Source organism: Paenimyroides ceti, assembly GCF_030409925.1.
On sequence record NZ_JAUFQU010000001.1, the window covers coordinates 2266941 to 2289351 of the forward strand.

The window sequence follows — 22411 nt, forward strand, 5'->3', positions numbered from 1 at the left end:
TCAACTATAAAACTACATCTAATATGAACACATCTTCCAAAATATTCCGCATAAGCAGCATTGCAGGTCTCTTAGGAGCCGTACTATTCAGTACTTCATCTTGTAGTTTACAGCAAACCTATATTGACACAGACGGTATTTATAACAAAGAGCGTTATAAAGAACCACCAACGTACAACCACACCGAATATTACCAACAGTACTTTAAAGAAAGAGCAGCTGATGCTCAGGAGTATGTAACAGATATTGAAAACTATTCTTCTTATGACAATCAGGGATATGCCGGATGGGGAGACAACACCTCAGAAACCAACATATATCTGTATGACAATTCGTATTGGGGATATGGCAGTTTTGGATTCGGATTCGGTATGGGATTCGGAGGATGGTACGGATGGGGATATCCGGGCTGGTATGGAAGTCCTTACTGGGGATGGGGATATGGCGGCTGGGGCTATCCATATTACGGACACAGGTATAGAAATGTTTCGTACTCAAGCAACAGAAGATTATATAATGACAACCGTTATGTAACCAACAACTCTTACAGAAGCAGCAGAAATGTTTCCGATGTAAGAAATACGAGAAGCGTAACACCAAGAAGAACCATCTCTACTCCTGCTGTAGTCAGTGACCGAATCTCAAGAAACAACAGCAGCTCAAGATTTGACAATACTTCCAGAAGCAGAAGTTCTTACAGAAACGACTCTTTTAACAACAACAGAAGTAATAATACCCGTTTCAATTCCAGCAGTTCTTCACCGAGAATGAGTACCGGATCTCCGAGAATGAGTACCGGAGGCGGAGGCGGAAGAATAAGCACAGGTAGAAGATAAAACACAAAACATGAAAAAAATAATTGTAACCGCCGGTTTATTATTTGCCATAAATTTTATGTCGGCACAGGAAATCACTCCTTCAGATGCAGTTCTTTTCGGAACCAAACAGCTTAATGGTACAGCGAGATTTAATGCTATGGGTGGATCATTCGGAGCTTTAGGAGGTGACGTATCAGGTATTCAGATCAATCCGGCAGGAAGTGCTTTAAGCAATTATAATACGGCTTCCTTTACAGGAAGTTACCGCTGGTTCAAAAATGATGCTACATTTTTAGGCTCTAAAAGCTCAGACAAAGATGGTGATTTACAGGCTACCAATGCCGGAGGTATATTTGTATTTGACAATACAAGTGCTAAAAACGCTTTGAAAAAAGTTACTTTTGGTGTTGTTATAGGAACTGATGCAGTTTATGACAACAGTCAGTATATAAGCGGAGTAAACAATCAAAGTATCGGAAATTACTTTTTAGGGCATGCCAATACCGGCTTCAATGGTCAGGCTGTGCCTACTGACCTGGTAAAAACCCAACAAGGCGAAACTATTACCGATTTATATGCCTATCTCAACAGTGTTGCTAATGGCTTTTCTGCACAACAGGCGATGTTAGGTTATCAATCTTATATTCTTAATGAAAACGGTTCCAATGGATATGTAAGTAATGTAGCTCCTGGCACATATAACCAGTCAGCTTCAGTCATCACTTCCGGATATAACGGAAAATTAACCGCAAATGCCGGTTTTGACTTTAACGACCGCTTTTATCTGGGAGCTAATATTAATTATCACTATCTGGATTTTCTCAAAAATGCGAGTGTTTATGAAAGAAATACCAGTAATGCTATTGAAAACGGAGTTACTGAAATTCTTTTCAACAACAATACTTATACGTATGGTTCCGGGTTTTCTTTTAATATAGGAGGTCTGGTAAATATTACCAATGAACTGCGTGCCGGATTATCGTATGAATCTCCTACATGGTATCGAGTAAATGACGAATTTCAGCAAAATGTGAGCACCAATTATCGTGTAAACAGCGTACAAAGTACCGCAAACGTTTATCCTGACGTGGTTACGATCTATGAGAAATATACCATCAAAACACCTGCTTCATTTACAGGAAGTTTATCCTATGTTTTTGGAAAATCAGCTTTACTCAATATAGATTATACCCGTAAAGATTATAGTAAAACCGAGTATAAAGGCGGTGGTTTTGATAATCTCAATACTTTCTACAACGATCAGCTGAAAGCATCAAACGAAATCAGAGTCGGAGGAGAATACCGCATACAACGTGTGAGCCTCAGAGCTGGGTATCGTTTTGTTGAAAGTCCTTATAAAGATACTTCTATCGTTGGAGACATCAACAGTATTTCCGGAGGTCTCGGATATAGTTTCGGAACTGCCCGTTTAGACCTGGGATATACATTTACCCACCAGCCTATGCAATCACAACTTATCACATCGGGATTATCTGATAATGCACAGATAAAAACAAAATTAAACAATATCTCTTTGACCTATACAGTTCATTTTTAAAGAGAGCCAGCCCATAAATCTGAAAGATAAAAAACCTTCCTTACGCAATTAAGGAAGGTTTTTATTTGACATTCATTGTTTACCACTGAATTTCTCTTTAATTTTATCGCTTACTAAACACCACCACAACCATGAAAAAAATCTTACTTTTGGGTTCCGGCGAACTCGGAAAAGAATTTGTTATTGCTGCTCAGCGTCTCGGTCAGTATGTCGTTGCTGTAGACAGTTATGAAAATGCACCTGCCATGCAGGTAGCTCAATCATTTGAAGTCATTAATATGCTCGATGGTGAAGCGCTGGATGCCATCGTAGAAAAACATCAACCCGATTTTATTGTACCCGAAATTGAGGCCATACGAACTGAACGATTTTATACCTATGAAAAACAAGGTATTACTGTAGTACCTTCAGCAAAAGCGGCCAACTACACCATGAACCGTAAAGCCATAAGAGATTTGGCAGCAAAAGAACTGGGACTAAAAACAGCTGATTACCGATATGCTACCTCAGCAGAAGAATTGCAAAGAGCTGTACAAGAAATAGGTATGCCCTGTGTGGTAAAACCATTGATGTCTTCTTCAGGAAAAGGTCAATCTGTTATAAAAGAAACAGCAGATATACAAAAAGCATGGAATTATGCGGTTGAAGGATCAAGAGGCGATATTATAGAAGTAATTGCTGAAGCTTTTGTGAGCTTTAATTCTGAGATCACCCTGCTTACCGTTACACAAAACAACCAATTACCAACTTTGTTTTGCCCGCCTATTGGTCACCGTCAGGAACGCGGCGATTATCAGGAAAGCTGGCAACCTGCACATGTGTCTTCAGAACAGTTAGCCACAGCTTGTGAAATGGCAAAAAAAGTAACGGAAGCACTTGGTGGTGCCGGTATTTTTGGGGTCGAATTTTTCCTTGCAGATGATGGTGTTTATTTTTCTGAACTTTCACCACGCCCTCATGATACAGGAATGGTAACTTTGGCCAATACTCAAAACTTCAATGAATTTGAACTTCATTTAAGAGCAATTTTAAGCTTGCCGATAGATGAAATCACTCTGGAAAGAAACGGTGCTAGTGCCGTTATACTTGCTCAAAAAGAAAGTAACAAGGTTTCCTATAACGGTATAGAAGAAGTTGCGGGTAAATCAAAAACAGATCTTAGAATTTTCAGCAAGCCCACTTCACGTCCATATAGAAGAATGGGTGTTGTATTGACTTATGATGCTGTAAACAGCTCAATTGAGGATATAGTAGTCCGGGCAAAAGAATTGGCAGGAAAAATCGAAGTCAATGATTTTTAAAACAGTATAATTCTATTTTAGAAAAGATTTAGTACAGACCCATAAAGTCTGTACTTTTTTTGTCGTAATTTTGCAGAAAATTATTTCATAATGAAACTAATAAAATACTTTTTAGTCATCAGCGTTCTTTTCACTCTTTCAGGTAACGCACAGGAAATCACTACTCCTTATACTTCTTCAAACAAAGGCAAATTTTATATTTATTGGGGTGGAAACCGCGGATATTATTCCGGATCAGACATTCGCTTTCAGGGAGCTGATTATGATTTTACTTTAAACAACGTTAAAGCACACGATAAACCAAAAGGATGGCATGTTGATTATATCAATCCTACAAAAATGACTATCCCACAGACAAATTTAAGAATCGGATATTTTATTACAGATAAGTATAATGTTTCTCTCGGTGTAGATCACATGAAATATGTGATGACTCAGAATCAGGAAGTATCTTATAACGGAAGTTATCCAAATCAGGGGTCTTACGGTGAAACCCTCCCGAACGGAAATTTAAAAATGACTGAGGAATTTCTTCAGTTTGAGCATACTGACGGTTTAAATTATGTAAATGCAGAAATCAACCGTATGGATGATTTCTCGGATGTATTAGGCTTTTACGATACAGACAGAGTCCAGTTCAATACTACTTATGGTGTAGGTGCCGGTGTTTTATACCCAAAAACCAATACCACATTGTTAGGTAAAGAGCGGTATGACAATTTCCACGTATCCGGTTTCGGAGTTTCTGCAAAAGGAGGACTTAATCTTACCTTTTTCAAACATTTCTTTGTACAATATGAAGCTAAGGTAGGTTATATCAATATGAATGATGTGCGTACTACACACGATAAGACTGATAAAGCGTCTCATAATTTCACTTTTTTTGAAAGTATCATCGTAGTAGGCGGTATTTTCAGATTATAAAATCAGCATTTATCTAATATGGATAAAAAAGCGTACTTTTGCAAACCAATTTTTTAGGTATGAGAACGAAATCTTTAAAGAAAAATAAAATCAATGTTATTACATTAGGTTGTTCAAAAAACGTTTACGACAGTGAAGTTTTAATGGGACAACTTCGTGCGAGCGGGAAAGAGGTAACTCATGAAGCGACTGAAAACGAAGGCAACATTATTGTAATAAACACCTGTGGTTTTATCAATAATGCAAAGGCAGAATCGGTAAATACCATTTTGGAATATGTAGACAAGAAAGAACAGGGTATCGTAGACAAGGTTTTTGTAACCGGATGTCTGTCTGAGCGTTACAGACCTGATCTGGAAGCAGAAATACCCAATGTGGATCAATACTTCGGAACTACTGAACTTCCTCTTTTATTAAAAGCGCTTGGAGCAGATTATAAGCATGAATTATTAGGAGAACGGTTAACAACAACTCCAAAAAATTATGCCTATTTAAAAATCGCTGAAGGTTGTGACCGACCTTGTAGTTTCTGTGCCATTCCGATTATGCGTGGTAAGCATGTTTCACAATCTATTGAGAAACTGGTTAAAGAAGCAGAAGGTCTTGCAAAAGATGGTGTAAAAGAACTTATACTCATTGCACAGGATCTTACTTATTATGGTTTGGATTTATACAAAAAACGCAATCTGGCAGAATTGCTTGAAAACCTGGTAAAAGTAGAAGGAATAGAATGGATTCGTCTGCACTATGCTTTTCCTACAGGTTTTCCGATGGATGTTTTGGAACTGATGAAAAAAGAACCTAAAATCTGTAATTATATAGACATTCCTCTACAGCATATTTCTGACAATATCCTTAAATCAATGCGCAGAGGTACTACTTATGCCAAAACAACGCAACTTTTAAAAGACTTCAGAGCAGCTGTACCGGGAATGGCCATCCGTACTACTTTAATTGTAGGTTATCCGGGTGAAACTGAAGAAGATTTTGAAATTCTGAAAAACTGGGTTCAGGAAATGCGCTTTGAACGTTTAGGTTGTTTTGCTTATTCTCATGAAGAAAACACACACGCTTATACTCTGGAAGATGACGTTCCTGATGATGTAAAACAGGCAAGAGCAAATGAAATTATGGAAATTCAGGCTCAGATTTCATGGGAACTCAATCAAGAAAAAATAGGGAAAACCTATCGTTGTATCATTGATCGTAAAGAAGGGAAATATTTTGTAGGAAGAACAGAATTTGATAGCCCTGATGTGGACAACGAAGTGCTGATTGATGCTTCTAAACATTATTTAAAAACAGGTGAATTCGTAGAAGTAACAATAGATGAAGCTACAGAATTTGATCTATACGGAACACCAGCCTTATAATTCTTAACCGAAAGTAATCCTTTCGGTTTTTTTATTACAAATTATGAGTAATATTCTTCTAATTTTTATATGTCTGCTGGCAGGAACAGCTCTTCAAAGACTAAAAGCTTTTCCTAAAAATACGGCTGTAGTCCTGAATCAATATGTACTGTATATTGCTTTACCAGCCATGGCACTCTTTTATATTCCAAAGATACAGCTCCGTTATGAATTATTATTTCCTGCAGCTGTAGCCTGGATCAGCTTTGGAATGGCCTTTGTATTTTTTCATTTTTTAGGAAAAAGGCTTGGCTGGTCAAATAAGCTTACAGGCTGTCTGATCTTAACTGCCGGACTCGGAAATACATCTTTTGTCGGTATTCCGGTGATACAGGCACTCTACGGTTCTGAGGGACTGGAAACTTTAATCGTAGTTGATCTTCCGGGTACTTTTGTCGTTTTGTCAACCGTAGGAATTTTAGTGGCAAATTCTTACGCACATACGAAAAACTCCGCCTCCTTATTAAAAAAAATGTTCAGCTTCCCTCCTCTTATTGCCTTTTTATTTGGATTGCTTCTGGCACTTTTTAAAGTAGACTTTCCGGAACCTTTGAGTGAAACATTCAAAATGCTTGCAGCGACTATATCTCCCATTGCTTTACTTTCTGTAGGATATCAGCTAAAATTTCAAAAAGACAGTAAACATTATCCGTATTTAATACTCGGCTTGATGTTCCAACTCATTTTTGTTCCTTTGGTTATATTTATGGTGTATTATGGTGTATTCCATTTGAATGACACAGCAACTAAAGTCTGTATTATTGAAGCCGCTATGGCTCCAATGATTACGGCAGCTATACTCGCAAATACACACGGATTAAAACCACAACTCAGCAATATGATGGTCGGTTTCGGTATTCCGATATCTTTTGTAACGATCGGTTTATGGTATCTTCTGATTGAATATATAATGTAAAACGCAGGAATTACTCCTGCGTTTTATAAACTTATTTTAAGTTTTCTCGTCTTATTATTTTCCCTGTGGGTGTTTCTTTAAACTGAGCTACAAATTGTATTTCCTTAGGTTTTTCATAAACTGTGAGTTCCGAAAAAGTTTCTTCTGTTAAATCATAAGGCTCACTTTCTATAACCAATACCAACTTGTTCCCCAAAGCCTCATCTGTTTTACCGATAACAAAAAAACGATCTGATATATAATGTGCCAGCTTCTCTTCTATCTGCTCAGGAAATAGTTTAATTCCACCGCTGTTGATGACATTATCTATGCGTCCGATCCACTTAAACGTATGATGGTCTTTCAATTCTACCAAGTCATTGGTCACTACCTGTTTATCAGCAACCAAAGGAGCATCAATAACCAGACAGTTACGATCGTCAACACTTAAGGTTACATTCGGCAGTGCAGTAAAATAGTCATCTTCAATACGTTTTGCCGCTATATGGGTAACCGTCTCTGTCATTCCATATGTTTCATAGGTTTCACACTTCTTCTCCAGCAAAAGTTCCTTTAGTGAACTACTGAGCTTCGCTCCACCAACAATGAGTTTTTTGATATTATTGAGTTTACTAAGAGATCCCTGAACCTGTAAGGGAACCATAGCAACAAAGTCATAGCAAGTATCATTATTTTCCATCGGAAAAGAACTTGGTACTACAAAATCTAAATCAAGACCTAATACAACCGCTCTGACAAACATCATTTTTCCGGCGATATATCGCGTTGGTAAACACAGTAATGCTTTATCGCCTCTTTCTAATTTAAAAAAATCTGCTGTTGCCTTAGCAGAATTGATCATCGCCTGTTTAGACAATTTTATTTCTTTGGGATTTCCGGTAGTTCCCGAAGTAAGTAAAATCACATGGTCATTATCATCAAACCATTGCAAAATCAGCTGTCCCAGTTCTTTTTCATGTGGTTCACCGTCTTTAATAAGCGAAATAGCCATTTCGCATAAGGCATCACCTTGAAATGATTGCCCGTTAAGCTTAAAAAAAGGATGCACTTCGTTACACTTCATAATCATTTCAATTGAATTGTGTTAATTTTCTTTTCCAATCATTCCAGCCATATTTCTTAGCAAAAATGAATAACAAGATAGGAAAAATCAAAAAAACCTGAAGTATAATTTCTGTTAAACTATTAGAAGAATCACTGATATCTATCAGAAGAGCTTCTGACTGCAATGCTGAAGTTTTAGAAGTAACTAAGAGTGAAAGCATTACATTATTTGCAGCATGAAATCCTAATGCAAGTTCCATTCCATCATCCATGAGTGTGATAATACCAAGAAAAAAACCGGTACCGATGTAAAAAATCATGATAGAAGGTCCCAGCTGCAATACTTCCGGATTTGAAACATGAATCAATCCAAACATTACAGAGGTAAAAACTAAGGGAAACCAACGCGTTTTTGTAGCCAATCCCAATCCCTGCATAAGATATCCGCGAAAGAAATATTCCTCAAAACTTGTTTGTAAGGGTACAAAAATGATGCTTATAATAATAAGAAAAATAAAAGGTACAGGTTTAAAATTGATTTCATAATCAGAAGGATTTATATAGTAACTGATACCTGTTGAAATAATCAAAAACAAGGACCATAAGGCAAATGAAAACAAAATCCTTTTCCAGTCGGTTTTAGGTCGTGCGGTTGTGAGACTTCGAATGCTTTGTCCGTGAAAAAACCTTACCCATAATAACAATAACAACAATAAAAACGCAAGAGGAGCCGTCACCATAACCAATGTCATATTTTTTCCCATTTGTTCTACCATCAAATCCAATGCTTCCTGAGTATTGGTCTCGGCTAATGAACTGGCAATAAGATTAAAAGCCATGAATATGAAAAAAGCCAGACTAAACGGAAGGTATTTTAAAAGACTGTCTTTATTGTTTTTTAACTGTTCTATATACATTGGTTTGGTTTTTGAGGTTTATTCTTTTTATAATTATCAAAAATAACAAATAAAATGATTACTATTTACCACAATCCACGATGCAGCAAATCCAGAGAAGGTCTGGCATATTTAGAAGATAAAAAAGTTGAAGTAGATGTAATAAAATATCTTGACGAACCTATTTCAAAAGAAACGCTAAAGCATCTGATTGCATTACTAAATATAAAACCTATAGAATTGGTTCGCACAAAAGAAGCGGAATGGGCTGATTATAAAAACCAACAACTCAGTGATGATGCTATAATTGAAGCAATGGTAAAACATCCAAAACTGATAGAAAGACCTATTGTGGTAAATGGTAATAAAGCAGTTATAGCACGTCCCTTTTCCAAAATTGAAGATATACTATAGGAATACAGCCGTTTTATTTAACAATATATTATTATTAAACCCGATTTACTGCACTATTTTTGCATAAAATCTATACTCAAAATTCATATAATTTATGAAAATTTTTAGAATATTACCTATACTGTCCATGCTTTTCATTACCACATTGGGTTTCAGTCAGCAAGCTGCTGAAATCTATGTTAAAGGTACGGTAGTTGAAGCAAAGACTAATCAACCATTAGAATATGCGAGTATTACGCTTGTAAGTACTACGAATCCGAGCTATGTCACAGGCGATATGACAGATGCCAGTGGACAATTTAATATTCCTATTCTTCCGGATACCTATGAAATTAAAATAGAATTTTTGGGCTACCAGACCCTGACGATTTCCAATAAAGAAATCACCTCTTCTATGAGTCTTGGTATGATTAAGGTTGAAAGTGATTCTGAAGTGCTTGAAGGTCTTGTGATAGAAACAAAACGGGCAGATGTAGAGTTCAAACTCGACAAAAAAGTATATAATGTTTCCAATGACAATATCAATAAAGGTGGAACTGCCAGTGATGTTTTGGATAACATCCCTTCTGTAGCGGTAGATGCTGATGGAAATGTAAGTTTGAGAGGTAATGAAAGTGTTCGCGTTCTCATTGACGGAAAACCTTCAGGAATGGCTTCCAATATTGCAGATGCACTAAAAATGCTTTCTTCAGAATCAATCGAACAGGTAGAGATCATAACAAATCCGTCTGCAAGATATGAAGCAGAAGGGGGTGCCGGAATTATTAACATCATTCTGAAAAAGGGAAGCAACCAGGGCGTTAACGGTAGTGTTACTGCCAATGTAAGCAACCCTTTCGGGTACAGCGTTGGTGCCAATATCAATTATAAAGAAGAAAAATTCAATCTTTTTGCCAATTTAGGTTACAGAAATGATTTTACAAAAGGAAACTCTCTTAACGAAACAGAATATATTGATCAAAATACTGGTTTGTCAAAGAGTTTTGTGAATGAGTACAGCAAAAGAGAACGTAAAAGAAAAGGCTATAATGCCAACTTCGGTTTCGAATATTATCTGACAGATAAACTGACATGGAATAATAATTTTACATGGAGAAGAAGTGACGGTGATAATCCGAATGATGTAAATTATGATTATTATGATGCAGGCAGAAATTTATTATATAGCAACAGACGCTATACTGCCGAAGATGATTTTAAAGAAAATGTAGACTACTCAACTGATTTTACATATAAATTCAATGATAAAGGTCACCAGTTGTTCGTATCCGGAACCGTTTCAAAAAACTTTGACAGAGAAGATTCTGACATTTCTACAAGTAATGCAGGTACAGTTCTTACAAGCGATTTAACCAATTCAAGGGAAAACGAATTGCGGAATATTTTACGTTTAGACTATGTATTACCGATTGGAGAAGGACAATTTGAAGCAGGATATTTAGGAAATTTTAATGAATTGAATACAAAATATAATGTAACAACCTTAGAAAATGGTGAATACATTGAAAACGAGCAGTTTAAGAACAATTTGGAATATCTTGAGAAAGTTAATGCCTTATATGCTCAGTATGGTAATAAATACAAGAAATTCAGCTATATGGTTGGCTTGAGATGGGAAGCAAGTGAAATTGATGTAAATCAGTTGGTAACCAACGATTACAATAAGAAAAAATATAACAATTTTTTCCCAAGTGCTTTCTTAAATTATGAACTGACAGATTCATCTACTGCATCGATCAGCTACAGTAAAAGAGTAAGACGTCCTCGTGGGTGGTCCTTAAATCCAATCTCAAATTATTCGAGTTCTATCAACTTTTACAGAGGAAATCCTGATTTAGATCCATCTTTTACAGATGCCTTTGATTTAGGCTTTATGAAACGCTGGTATAAACTGACGTTGAATACTTCGGTATATTATAACCGTACGACTGATGCTACTCAATTTATAAGAATTGTAGACGGTGTAAATGAGGAAGGTATTCCGATTACCATCAGTTCTCCTATTAACCTGAATACAGAATACCGTTACGGATTGGAATTCAATGTAAATTACAATCCATTTAAATGGTGGAGATTAAACGGAAACATCAACTTATTTCAGGAGCAAACAAGAGGGGATTATACTTACACAGATACAGAAGGAAACAGTATCACTCAGAATTTTGACAATGATACGTTTACCTGGAGTTCAAGAGTGGCTTCCACGGTTAATTTACCAGGTGGTATAGATTGGCAGACGACTTTTATGTACAGAGGTCCGAGAAATACAGCTCAGGGAAAAATATTAGGTGAACCAAACCTCAATCTGGCTTTCAGTAAGGATATCTGGAAAGATAAAGCAACTATTGCTCTAAATGTTCAGGACGTTTTTAACAGCCGTAAAATGAGAAGTGAAATTTATCTGGATACGGCAAACAGTTACTCAGAAAGACAATGGAGAGAACGTACGATTAATTTATCATTTACGTATCGTTTCAATCAAAAGAAAGCAGAAAAACCGGGAAGAAACGGGAATGAAGAAAACGGCGGAGAAGAGTATATGTAATCTTTTAGGATTTTGATACCGCTTATATACAACACATCACCTGCTTTTTATTTTACAGCATTTGTAGTAAAAAGTAGGTGATGTTTTTTTGAGTATTACTCATTAGAGATTGTAGCGGCCAATAGAATTCGTGCTTTCAGAATCTTTTCTTTTTGAGCCTCTGAAAGTGACATCCCTGCTTTACCGATAAGAGTATCCATACCCATAGTAAACTCCCAGGCAAAGTCCAATACCTCAGCTTTTTCAGCCGCATCCAGTATTTCATGTATATCAGCATCCTCCCTAGAAGCTTTAATATTGTTATAAATAGTGTCTTCTAACAGATATCTATCTTGTTTTATAGTTTTCATCATTCGTTTTTACTTGTTATTGATAAACATTTAATTTCTTTTCCGATTTGGTTAATCTATTGAAATTGATTCTTACGAGAAAAATAACCAACAGAAAAATGCTCCAGTCAATTATAGCACTTGCCCAATACACACTATCGACTCCAAAAAATGAAGGTATAATGAGCATAACGGGAACATAAAAAACAAGTTGTCGCAGAATTCCAACAATACTTGCAGGTTTTCCATTTTTTACTGAAGGAAACCAAACCATAGCCATAAAAATAAAAGGTAATGTAAGCAACACACTCATGTATATTCTGAAATTGGTTAATTGGTTCATACTAAATGTTACATTCGGAATCATTATTGAAAGCATATCAGAAGGAAAAAACATGACAATAGCCCAGAAAGGCAATAGAATAATGAGTCCTGTAAAAGAAAATAATACATATGATTTTTTTGCTCTTTCATAGTTTCCAGCTCCAAAATTCATTCCTGTTACTGGTTGCAAAGCCCGCATCAATCCCCATAAAGGGGTATTTAGGAGTATAAAAAAACGATTAACCGCCGTATAAAAAGTGATATCCGCTGCAGTACCATATTTTGCAAGTGCGTTGAATACTACTATATTCTGAACTACAATCATTGCCATCATTATAAAGGCAGGCATTCCCAGTGCAAAAGTTTCTTTTATGATTTGCCTGTTCGGTAGTAAAGACCAGAATTTGGTTACAAAAGATGCTTTTCCTTTTGAATAGTACCAGATACCTGATAAAGTGTAAATAATCATAGAAACATTGGTTGCCCAGGCAGCACCGCTTACCCCCCAGCCAAAAGTATCAATGAATACAGGTTTAAGCAATACATCGATGACAAGTCCTATTGCGATCATCCATGCAGCTGTTTTCATTTTCCCTTCAGCACGGATCATCATATTCAGTGCTAATCCATGAATCCAAAAGAAATTGCTCAGCAAAGTCACTTTAAAGTATTCGGTTCCCAAAACAGCTATTTCTCCCCTGCCACCCATCATATAAATCAATTCTTCTGCATATATATAAGCAGGTAAGCTCAACAATACTGATGATATCAATGATAGAAAATGAACTGTTCCAAACATTTTCTTTAATTTTCGCGTCTGATTCTCACCTATCCAGATACTTAACGAAGTACCTATTCCTGTTCCGATAAGGCTTCCCATTGCCTGCGCCAATTGTGCCAAAGGATACGCTACACCTACTGCTGCCAAAGCAGTGTTACTGATCAGATGCCCTACAAAAATTCCATCCAGAAAATTATTCATCCCATACAAAACCATTGCAACAACAGCCGGCCATGAAAGTTGCCACATAACTCTCGTAAGGTTTTCATTTAATATAAGCTGTTTCTGTTTATCCATTTTTTTCCATCAACGTTATTTTACCATCCTTATTATTAAGATTTATTCTAAATAAAGTTTATTTTTGCAAATGTACTTTATAGCAGATTTTGTTTAGCTACGCAGAGCGGAATATAATCACCGCAAAAAGAAATTGTTTAACGAATAACATTAATGAAATGAGGTTACGAATCCATACATCTGATTTTCCTGAGCTGGTTATTGAAAGAGACGATCCAAGAATGTTTTATCCAACAAACGGTCTTTTTAAGGAACACAGTGTCACTTTAAATAACCGTTTGGGAAGAGGTTATTATAAAGAAATCTATTTTGACGGAATCCATATCGGACATGGTAATGCCTCATTGTCTCAACAGACTTTAGTGGATTTTGACAGTCAGTATGAAACAGTTGAAATGCATTTTTCTCTTAAGGGATTCAGCAGATCGAATAATCACAACATGGCACAGAAGATAGATTTTAGTCCGTGCCAGCATAATATCATTTACGCAAATCATCTCAAAGGAACAATGGAATGGAATGACGATGGTTTACAAATATTTGAAATCAATTTACAGCCTGCTTTTTTCGCAAAATATTTACCTGAAGATCATTTCTTTCAATCTTTTAAAAAGGCTATTGAAAAAGGTTCCTCCTGTCTCATTCAAAATGAAAACAACTGGATTACTAATGAAATGTATGAGATCATTCATGCTATTATTCACTGTAACCGTACAGGTATTTACAAAAAAATGTATCTTGAGGCTAAGGTAATTGAACTCTTACTGTTACAACTGGAGCAGATACAGGATATAAACACCTCTGCAACAAGCAGCAAACTGAGAAAAAAAGATATTGATAAATTATATGCTGTAAGAGAATTTATCATTCAGAATATGGCTGCTCCACACACATTGAATGATCTGGCGCATCAAGTTGGTACTAATGAACAGACTCTTAAAAAGGGCTTTAGAGAACTCTTTAATACTACGGTTTTTGGATTCTGGAATGATTTGAAGATGGACGAAGCCCGTAAAATGCTTCAGGATAATGGTATGAGTGTTTCCGAAGTGTCTGATGCAGTGGGTTATAAAAATCCACAGCATTTTACAACAGCATTCAAAAGAAAATTTGGCATTGTTCCAAGCCATCTTAAACGGGATTAGATGATAGAGAAAAAAGCTGCACTTCAATTCGCTTTAATTGAAATACAGGCTTTTTTTATGCTTATAAAATTTCTTAAAATATCAGAAATTCTCCTCAATTATTTCTCTGTTACATGCTGCTCCTGCCATAGAACCTGTATATACAGCAGATGCTACAGACCTCATCATAGTACTGTTGTCTCCGCAGGCAAAAACTCCGCTTTGAGTGGTTTTCTGCATAAGATCCGTTTTGATATAGCCCTGTTCTGTCAATTCACAGCCAAGCTGTTGCGCTACTTCATTGTGATGTGCGAAAGGAACCCTTGCATATAAAGCATCCAACGGCAGATGGATACCATCTTTGAGAGCCAGACTCTGCAGTTTACCCTCTTTATGAACAATCTCTTCAATCTCATCTTCCACAATCTGTATTCCATGGTCGATTAGTTTTGTTTGCTGTTCTACTGTTAATATAGATCTTCCGTTGGTAAACAGTATGAGATCATCTGTCCAGTTTCGGATCATTTTACTCATTTCAAAAGCAGTTTCACCATTGGCTAAAATACCCGTTTTTCGATGTCTTACTTCGTATCCGTGACAATACGGACAATGTATTACAGAAATCCCCCAGCATTCTGAAAACCCCGGTATATCGGGCATTATATCTTTAATACCCGTAGCCAGAATAATTTTATCAGCAAACAGAACTTGCTGCTGGTGTGTCGTGATTTCAAATTTGTCAGCTTTTCTACGTGCAGTAACAACGGAATCTTCTCTAAAATGAACTGTCTCGTATTTCAACACCTGCTGTTTTGCCAGATTCGCTATTTCATTGGGCGCAACTCCATCCTGAGTAATAAAATTATGGGAATGGGGTGTCTGACGGTTACAGGGCTTTCCGGCATCAATTATCAAAACTTTTTTTAAGGCTCTGCCAAGCGCCATCGCTGCAGAAAGTCCCGCGTAACTTCCTCCGACAATAATTACATCGAAATACTGTTTATCTTCCATAGATTTATTTTTTAATAAAGAAAATAATGTATCAGGCAGACTGACAGCTAAAGATGTTACTAATGAAAGCTTCATAAATTTTCTTCTTGTCAATACCACTAATGTTTTCTTTATAATATTGCACAAAGATAATTAAAATAAATAAATGCAACTAAATTGCGTTTATTTATTTTTTAAATTTCAGTAAATAATAAGAATTAAACCTAATTATCAATAGTTAAATATTGATCAGAATTTATTATACAAAAGAAAAGAAGCTTATATAAGCTTCTTTTCTTTTTGCCATTTACGGATTCTTGTTCTTGCATTTTGATAAGGAGAAGAAGTATTAAACTGAATCATTCTTCCCAGAGTCCATTTGCCATACCAAAGTACTTCATACAGTTCCTCATTAGATTTACTTTCTGTAAGCTGTAGTATATTCTGTACTGTTTCGTCCAGCTTTTCCTTTAATGTCCTATAATCGCAGTATGCATAATCTTTATAGAACTTTTGAGCGAGTTTGCCCAATTCATTCCATTTATAGCCTGTTTCCGGCCATTCAAATTCCTCATTGTTGTCTTTCTTTCTGTTCCATTTCAATACCAGTTGTCCCCAACCTGTCAGATAAGCAATTAAATTATGTATACTCATCAACGTTCCTTTGGCATGTCCCGGCAATTCAAAGCGCCATGCATCTTCCTCCTTTATCTCGGATAAGGTTACTTTTAGTTTTTTATAATGAGTAAGAATCGCCTTTTGCAAAGCTTCTTTATTTTCAGGAATAGCCATATAATACTTTTTAGATTGTTCCTTCAGATTATTTTCAGAATCTTTTTAGTGGTTTAACTATTATAAAAATTAAATGGGGTTTAAACCCCATTTAATTTTTATAATTATTTCAAACCTGCGAGGCTTTTTTCCAAAGCAGCTATTTTTGAAAATGCATCTGCTTCTTTTTTGCGTTCATTTGCAATTACCTGCTCCGGGGCACCACTTACAAATTTTTCATTAGATAGTTTAGCCTGTACGGATTTTAAGAAACCTTGTAAATATTTGAGTTCTTCTTCCATTTTTTTAATCTCAGCTTCAATATCTACAGAACCGGAAACAGGAATAAAATATTCATTAGACTTTACTCTGTATGACAAAGCTCCGGAAACTTGTTCCTTCACATAATCTATCGTAACAACATTCCCTAATTTAGAAATTACAGCATCAAATGCCAATGAAGCATTTTCCTGATTCAGGACTTTTAAGTCAATGGTTTCTTTAAAAGAGATATTCTTGTCTTTACGGATGGTACGTATTCCCGCAATTACTTCTGTTGCAAACTCAAAATCTGTAATGATTTTTTCATCATATGCAGTTAGCTGTGGCCAGGACGATATGATCAGGGCCTCTTCAGATGTGCGCTCTGTTATATGTTGCCAGATTTCCTCTGTAAGGAAAGGCATATATGGATGTAATATTTTTAAATTTGCTTCAAGCAATTCAATGGTTTTAGCGTATGTAACAGCATCTATTGGCTGCTGATATCCCGGTTTGATCATTTCAAGGAACCAGGAACAGAAATCATCCCAAACCAGTTTATAAATAGCCATCAGCGCATCTGAAATACGATACTTTTCAAAATGGTCTTCGATTTCTGCCAATGTTTTCTGAAGTTTTGCTTCATACCACTGTAAAGCAATTTTAGAAGATTCCGGTTGAGGAATCGTTTCTGATACTTCCCATCCTTTAATAAGACGGAAGGCATTCCATATTTTATTGGCAAAAGATTTCCCCTGATTACACATTTCTTCATCAAAAAGAATATCATTACCGGCAGATGCTGACAACAATAATCCGCAACGAACCCCATCGGCACCAAATTTATCAATAAGATCTAACGGATCCGGAGAATTACCGAGAGATTTAGACATTTTTCTGCGTTGGGAATCACGTACAATTCCCGTTAGATATACATTTGAAAACGGTTTCTGTCTCGTATATTCATACCCAGCGATAATCATTCTGGCTACCCAGAAAAACAGAATATCCGGACCTGTTACCAAATCGTTGGTAGGGTAATAATATTTAAATTCTTCATTTTCAGGATGTACAATACCATCAAAAACAGACATTGGCCATAACCATGAAGAAAACCACGTGTCCAAAGCATCTTTATCCTGCTTAAGATCTGTTGCTGTCAATTCATTATTTCCGGTTCGTTGTTTAGCCAGCTCAACTGCTTTTTCGATGGTTTCCGCAACTACGAAATCTTCTTTTCCAGCTCCGTAATAGTATGCCGGTATCTGATGCCCCCACCATAACTGACGGGAAATATTCCAATCGTGGATGTTTTCCATCCAATGACGATAGGTATTATTGAAACGGTTGGGATATAATTTTATCTCTTCTGTTTCTAACACTGCTTTAATAGCAGGCTTTACCAAATCTTCCATTTTCAGGAACCACTGATCTGATAATCGCGGTTCAATAACTGCTTTTGTACGTTCAGAAGTTCCTACATTATTGATGTGGTTTTCGACTTTCTCTAAAGCACCTAATGTTTTCAGTTCGTCTGCAATCTCTTCACGTACCACAAACCGATCTTTTCCTTTATAATGCAGACCTAATTCATTCAAAGTCGCATCTTCATTAAAGATATCGATGATTTCCAGATTGTGACGTTCTCCTAATGCACGGTCATTTACATCATGAGCAGGTGTTACTTTTAAACATCCGGTTCCAAATTCTCTGTCAACATATTCATCAAAGATGATGGGTATGCTTCTGTTGGCAATAGGGACAATTGCCTTTTTGCCTTTCAGATGCTGATAACGCTCATCTTCCGGGTGAATACATATAGCGGTATCCCCCAAAATCGTTTCAGGTCTTGTCGTAGCAATTGTAAGATAATCACCTGTACCTTCTATCTGGTATTTCAAATGGTATAGTTTTCCCTGGCGTTCTTCATAAATTACTTCTTCATCAGACAGAGTCGTTTTTGCTTCCGGATCCCAGTTTACCATGCGGTAACCACGGTAAATCATACCTTTATTATACAGATCGACAAAGGATTTGATTACGGCAGCAGACAATTCTTCATCCATTGTAAATTTGGTACGTTCCCAATCACAGGATGCTCCTAATTTTTTTAATTGTCCAAGTATAGTACCTCCATATTTTTCAGTCCAGTCCCAAGCATGTTTTAAGAATTCGTCACGCGTCAGATCATCTTTACTGATACCTTCTTCCTTAAGTTTTGCAACCACTTTAGCTTCTGTAGCAATTGAGGCATGATCCGTACCCGGAACCCAACACGCATTAAACCCTTTTAAACGGGCACGACGTATGAGTACATCCTGTATGGTATTGTTGAGCATATGACCCATGTGCAAGACGCCGGTGACATTCGGTGGAGGAATAACGATTGTGTACGGTGTTCTATGATCCGGAGTGGAATGAAAATAATTATTCTTCATCCAGTAGTCATACCATTTCTCTTCTACCTGTTTAGCATCAAATTGCGCTGGAATTGTCATATACTATATTTTAAGTAATTATTATAGTTTACAAAAATAGAAAATTTAAGGCTTTGAATAAAAAGAAAAAATATTTGATTGGTGGCACACAATTTGGAATACAAAGTTTAGTTGATATTTAACATAAGTTAAACGTTTTTTATTTAATTTAGCTTTTATAAATACACCAAAATATTTAACTTTATAACAATAAAAATTTTAAAAAATGAAAAAATTTCTAGGATTAGTTGTAATGCTATTAGTAAGCGCTGCTTCATTTGCACAATCAGGACCAAAAATTGAGTTCAAAGCAAAAGACAATACTATTGATTATGGTACTGTTGTAAGAGGTGAAGACAATGGAATCAGGACATTTGAATTCACTAATACCGGAGACCAGCCTTTAGTGATTACAAGTGTAAAATCTACTTGTGGATGTACAGTTCCTTCAAAACCAGAAGCACCGATTATGCCAGGAAAAACTGGAAAAATTGATGTAAAATACAACATGAATCCAGGTAAAATCAGCAAAACAGTTACGGTTGAATCTAATGCAACAAACGTTACAAACGGAACCGTTGCTTTGAGAATCAAAGGGGACGTTGTTGAAAAAAAATAATATTTGAATAGTTTTTAAAACTTTAAAGCCGGTAAGATACCGGCTTTTTTTATGGAATACGATTTCTTTATTTTAACTTCTTTATTAGTGATTTGATGATTTTTAAAGTGCTTTTTTTTGAATTTTGCCATCAGCAATTCTCTAATTATCAAATTGCTAATTTTACTACAGCACCACTATAAATGATGCCATTTTGTCTTTAAAAGTAGTATATTTGCTTACCAATAAAAGATTATTAATAACGATATTTATAAATCTTAAAAATAATGTCAAAATCTAAGATTATTTACACGCTTACGGACGAAGCTCCAATGCTCGCAACTTATTCTTTCTTACCTATTGTAAAAGCTTTTACAGCTACTTCAGGAATTGAAGTGGAAACAAGAGATATTTCTTTGGCAGGAAGAATACTTGCAAATTTTACTGAATATTTAAAAGACGATCAAAAAATCGGTGATGCTTTAGCTGAATTGGGTCAATTAGCCAATACACCAGAAGCCAACATCATTAAATTACCTAACATTTCTGCCTCTATTCCGCAGTTATATGCGGCAATCGCAGAATTACAGGCACATGGTTTTGCAGTACCGAATTATCCTTCAGATCCTGCAACGGAAGAGGAAAAAGAGATCAAAGCAAAATATGCAAAAGTATTAGGATCGGCTGTAAACCCGGTATTACGAGAGGGAAATTCAGATCGTCGTGCTCCTAAAGCAGTAAAAAACTATGCAAAAGCGAATCCACACTCTATGGGAGTTTGGAGTAAAGATTCTAAAACAAAAGTCGTATCCATGTCTCATGGTGATTTTTATGCTACTGAAAAATCAGTAACAGTTGAAAATGACACACAATTCAAAATCGAATTTCTTGGTAAGGATGGTAGTGTAAAAGAATTAAAAGGACTTACTTCTTTAAAAGCCGGAGAAATCATTGATTCTTCAGTGATGAGCCTTAATGCTTTGAAAGGTTTTGTTTCTGCAGCAGTAGCTGAAGCAAAGGCAGCAGGAGTTTTATTGTCTGCTCACTTAAAAGCAACAATGATGAAAGTTTCTGATCCTATTATTTTCGGAGCTATCGTTGAAGTATACTTTAAAGATGTATTTGAAAAATTCGCTGATTTATTCAAACAATTAAACATTAATCCTAATAACGGTTTAGGAGAATTATATTCTAAAATTGCCGGAAATGCACAGGAGTCAGAAGTAAAAGCAGCTATTGATGCAGCTATTGCAAACGGTCCTGATTTGGCAATGGTAAACTCTGATAAAGGAATTACCAACCTTCACGTTCCGTCTGATGTTATTGTAGATGCTTCAATGCCAGCCATGATCCGTACTTCAGGTCAGATGTGGAATAAAGAAGGAAAATCTCAGGATACTTTCGCTTTGATACCAGACCGATCATATGCAGGTGTTTATGAAGCAACAATAGAAGACTGTAAAACAAACGGAGCTTTAGATCCAAAAACAATGGGTTCAGTACCAAACGTAGGTCTTATGGCTCAAAAAGCAGAAGAATACGGTTCGCATGATAAAACATTTCAGGCAGAATCAGCAGGAACTATTCGTGTGTCTGATGCTCAGGGTAATGTATTTATGGAACAGGCTGTTGAAGCCGGAGATATTTTCCGTATGTGTCAAACCAAAGACGCTCCGATTCAGGATTGGGTAAAACTTGCTGTTAACCGTTCACGTTTATCTGATACACCAGCCATTTTCTGGTTAGACAAAAACAGAGCACATGACAGAGAAATCATTAAAAAAGTAGAAAAATATCTACCTGATTACGATACTACAGGATTAGACATTCAGATTTTAAGTCCGGTTGAAGCGACAAAGCTTTCGTTGGAAAGAATCCGAAAAGGATTGGATACCATTTCTGTGACAGGAAATGTATTGCGTGATTATTTAACCGATTTATTTCCTATTTTAGAAGTAGGTACTTCTGCAAAAATGTTATCAATTGTTCCGTTGATGAACGGAGGAGGATTGTTCGAAACCGGTGCCGGTGGATCTGCTCCGAAGCATATAGAGCAATTTATTGAAGAGGGCTATTTACGTTGGGATTCATTAGGAGAGTTCTTAGCATTAGGGGCTTCGTTAGAACATTTATCACAAACACAAAACAATCCTAAAGCACAGGTTTTAGCAGATGCTCTGGATGTCGCTACAGAAAAATTCTTAGCTAATGATAAATCTCCTGCACGTAAAGTTGGACAGATTGATAACCGCGGTTCTCATTTTTATCTTGCGTACTATTGGGCAGAAGCTTTAGCAGCTCAGACAAAGGATACTGAATTAGCAGCTACTTTTGCTCCGGTTTATGAAGCATTCCAATCTAATGAGGCTAAAATCAATGAAGAGTTGATCGGAGCTCAAGGAAAAAGACAAGAAATCGGAGGGTATTATCAACCAAATTATGAAGCTACTTCAAAAGCAATGCGTCCATCTGAAACATTGAATACAATTTTAGACAAACTGGTATAATAATGTACCTTTTATTTATAAAAAATGCTCCCTCTATCAGGGAGCATTTTTATTAACTAATTCAAAAAGATGTTTAATTTTTTTTTATTGAAGAGACTTCCATTAAATTTTCTCTAAAGTAATA

At 36.2% G+C, this 22411-nt stretch carries 19 protein-coding genes; 11 read left to right on the forward strand and 8 right to left on the reverse strand.

Annotated features, from left to right (window positions below):
• Positions 1–23 precede the first annotated feature (23 nt).
• From QW060_RS11345 to QW060_RS11370, 6 genes are all read left to right on the forward strand, one after another.
• Positions 24–836 carry a hypothetical protein gene (locus QW060_RS11345; RefSeq protein WP_290363677.1) on the forward strand — a complete coding sequence of 271 codons (813 nt, stop codon included), beginning with the start codon at positions 24–26 and terminating at the stop codon, positions 834–836.
• Positions 837–846: 10 nt separating this feature from the next.
• Positions 847–2376, forward strand: coding sequence for an OmpP1/FadL family transporter (locus QW060_RS11350; protein ID WP_290363678.1), 1530 nt, complete (start codon positions 847–849; stop codon positions 2374–2376).
• 131 nt (positions 2377–2507) lie between these two features.
• Positions 2508–3677: a formate-dependent phosphoribosylglycinamide formyltransferase gene (gene purT, locus QW060_RS11355; protein ID WP_290363679.1), complete on the forward strand. Its 1170-nt coding sequence runs from the start codon at positions 2508–2510 to the stop codon at positions 3675–3677.
• A 90-nt stretch (positions 3678–3767) separates the two neighbouring features.
• On the forward strand, positions 3768–4601 hold the full coding sequence (locus QW060_RS11360; protein WP_290363680.1) for a hypothetical protein: 834 nt from the start codon (positions 3768–3770) through the stop codon (positions 4599–4601).
• Positions 4602–4660: 59 nt separating this feature from the next.
• The gene (gene rimO / locus QW060_RS11365; RefSeq protein WP_290364749.1) at positions 4661–5974 is read left to right on the forward strand and encodes a 30S ribosomal protein S12 methylthiotransferase RimO; all 1314 of its coding nucleotides are present in this window, start codon (positions 4661–4663) and stop codon (positions 5972–5974) included.
• A gap of 43 nt (positions 5975–6017) precedes the next feature.
• Positions 6018–6929 (forward strand): AEC family transporter, encoded by a 912-nt coding sequence (locus QW060_RS11370; protein WP_290363681.1) that lies wholly within the window; start codon positions 6018–6020, stop codon positions 6927–6929.
• 31 nt (positions 6930–6960) lie between these two features.
• Here QW060_RS11370 and QW060_RS11375 read toward each other — a convergent pair whose 3' ends face one another.
• Complete coding sequence (locus QW060_RS11375; protein WP_317623175.1) at positions 6961–7992, reverse strand: AMP-binding protein; 1032 nt, start codon at positions 7990–7992, stop codon at positions 6961–6963.
• Positions 7993–7999: 7 nt separating this feature from the next.
• Positions 8000–8890, reverse strand: coding sequence for a CPBP family intramembrane glutamic endopeptidase (locus tag QW060_RS11380; RefSeq protein ID WP_290363683.1), 891 nt, complete (start codon positions 8888–8890; stop codon positions 8000–8002).
• Between the two features lie 54 nt (positions 8891–8944).
• Here QW060_RS11380 and arsC point away from each other — a divergent pair, with 54 nt between their 5' ends.
• Positions 8945–9283, forward strand: coding sequence for an arsenate reductase (glutaredoxin) (gene arsC / locus QW060_RS11385; protein WP_290363684.1), 339 nt, complete (start codon positions 8945–8947; stop codon positions 9281–9283).
• A gap of 94 nt (positions 9284–9377) precedes the next feature.
• Positions 9378–11828: an outer membrane beta-barrel family protein gene (locus tag QW060_RS11390; protein WP_290363685.1), complete on the forward strand. Its 2451-nt coding sequence runs from the start codon at positions 9378–9380 to the stop codon at positions 11826–11828.
• Between the two features lie 95 nt (positions 11829–11923).
• On the opposite strand, the gene QW060_RS11395 is transcribed toward QW060_RS11390, so the two are convergent.
• Together QW060_RS11395 and QW060_RS11400 are read right to left on the reverse strand one after the other, a co-directional pair.
• Complete coding sequence (locus QW060_RS11395; protein WP_290363686.1) at positions 11924–12058, reverse strand: hypothetical protein; 135 nt, start codon at positions 12056–12058, stop codon at positions 11924–11926.
• Between the two features lie 136 nt (positions 12059–12194).
• On the reverse strand, positions 12195–13559 hold the full coding sequence (locus QW060_RS11400) for an MATE family efflux transporter (RefSeq protein WP_290363687.1): 1365 nt from the start codon (positions 13557–13559) through the stop codon (positions 12195–12197).
• Between the two features lie 89 nt (positions 13560–13648).
• On the opposite strand from QW060_RS11400, the gene QW060_RS11405 reads away from it, so the two are divergent.
• Positions 13649–14704 (forward strand): helix-turn-helix transcriptional regulator, encoded by a 1056-nt coding sequence (locus tag QW060_RS11405; protein ID WP_290363688.1) that lies wholly within the window; start codon positions 13649–13651, stop codon positions 14702–14704.
• Positions 14705–14785: 81 nt separating this feature from the next.
• On the opposite strand, the gene QW060_RS11410 is transcribed toward QW060_RS11405, so the two are convergent.
• The 3 genes from QW060_RS11410 to QW060_RS11420 form a co-directional block, all read right to left on the reverse strand.
• Positions 14786–15820, reverse strand: a complete 1035-nt coding sequence (locus tag QW060_RS11410; protein WP_290363689.1) for an NAD(P)/FAD-dependent oxidoreductase — start codon at positions 15818–15820, stop codon at positions 14786–14788.
• Positions 15821–15952: 132 nt separating this feature from the next.
• A complete protein-coding gene (locus QW060_RS11415; RefSeq protein ID WP_290363690.1) occupies positions 15953–16465 on the reverse strand; it encodes a ClbS/DfsB family four-helix bundle protein in 513 nt (170 codons plus the stop codon).
• Positions 16466–16569: 104 nt separating this feature from the next.
• Positions 16570–19203 (reverse strand): valine--tRNA ligase, encoded by a 2634-nt coding sequence (locus QW060_RS11420; RefSeq protein WP_290363691.1) that lies wholly within the window; start codon positions 19201–19203, stop codon positions 16570–16572.
• A gap of 205 nt (positions 19204–19408) precedes the next feature.
• Here QW060_RS11420 and QW060_RS11425 point away from each other — a divergent pair, with 205 nt between their 5' ends.
• A complete protein-coding gene (locus QW060_RS11425; RefSeq protein WP_290363692.1) occupies positions 19409–19801 on the forward strand; it encodes a DUF1573 domain-containing protein in 393 nt (130 codons plus the stop codon).
• Between the two features lie 14 nt (positions 19802–19815).
• Here QW060_RS11425 and QW060_RS11430 read toward each other — a convergent pair whose 3' ends face one another.
• The gene (locus tag QW060_RS11430; RefSeq protein WP_290363693.1) at positions 19816–19953 is read right to left on the reverse strand and encodes a hypothetical protein; all 138 of its coding nucleotides are present in this window, start codon (positions 19951–19953) and stop codon (positions 19816–19818) included.
• A gap of 111 nt (positions 19954–20064) precedes the next feature.
• Here QW060_RS11430 and QW060_RS11435 point away from each other — a divergent pair, with 111 nt between their 5' ends.
• Entirely contained in the window at positions 20065–22287 is a 2223-nt protein-coding gene (locus tag QW060_RS11435) for an NADP-dependent isocitrate dehydrogenase (protein ID WP_290364750.1), read from the forward strand.
• Positions 22288–22411 lie beyond the last annotated feature (124 nt).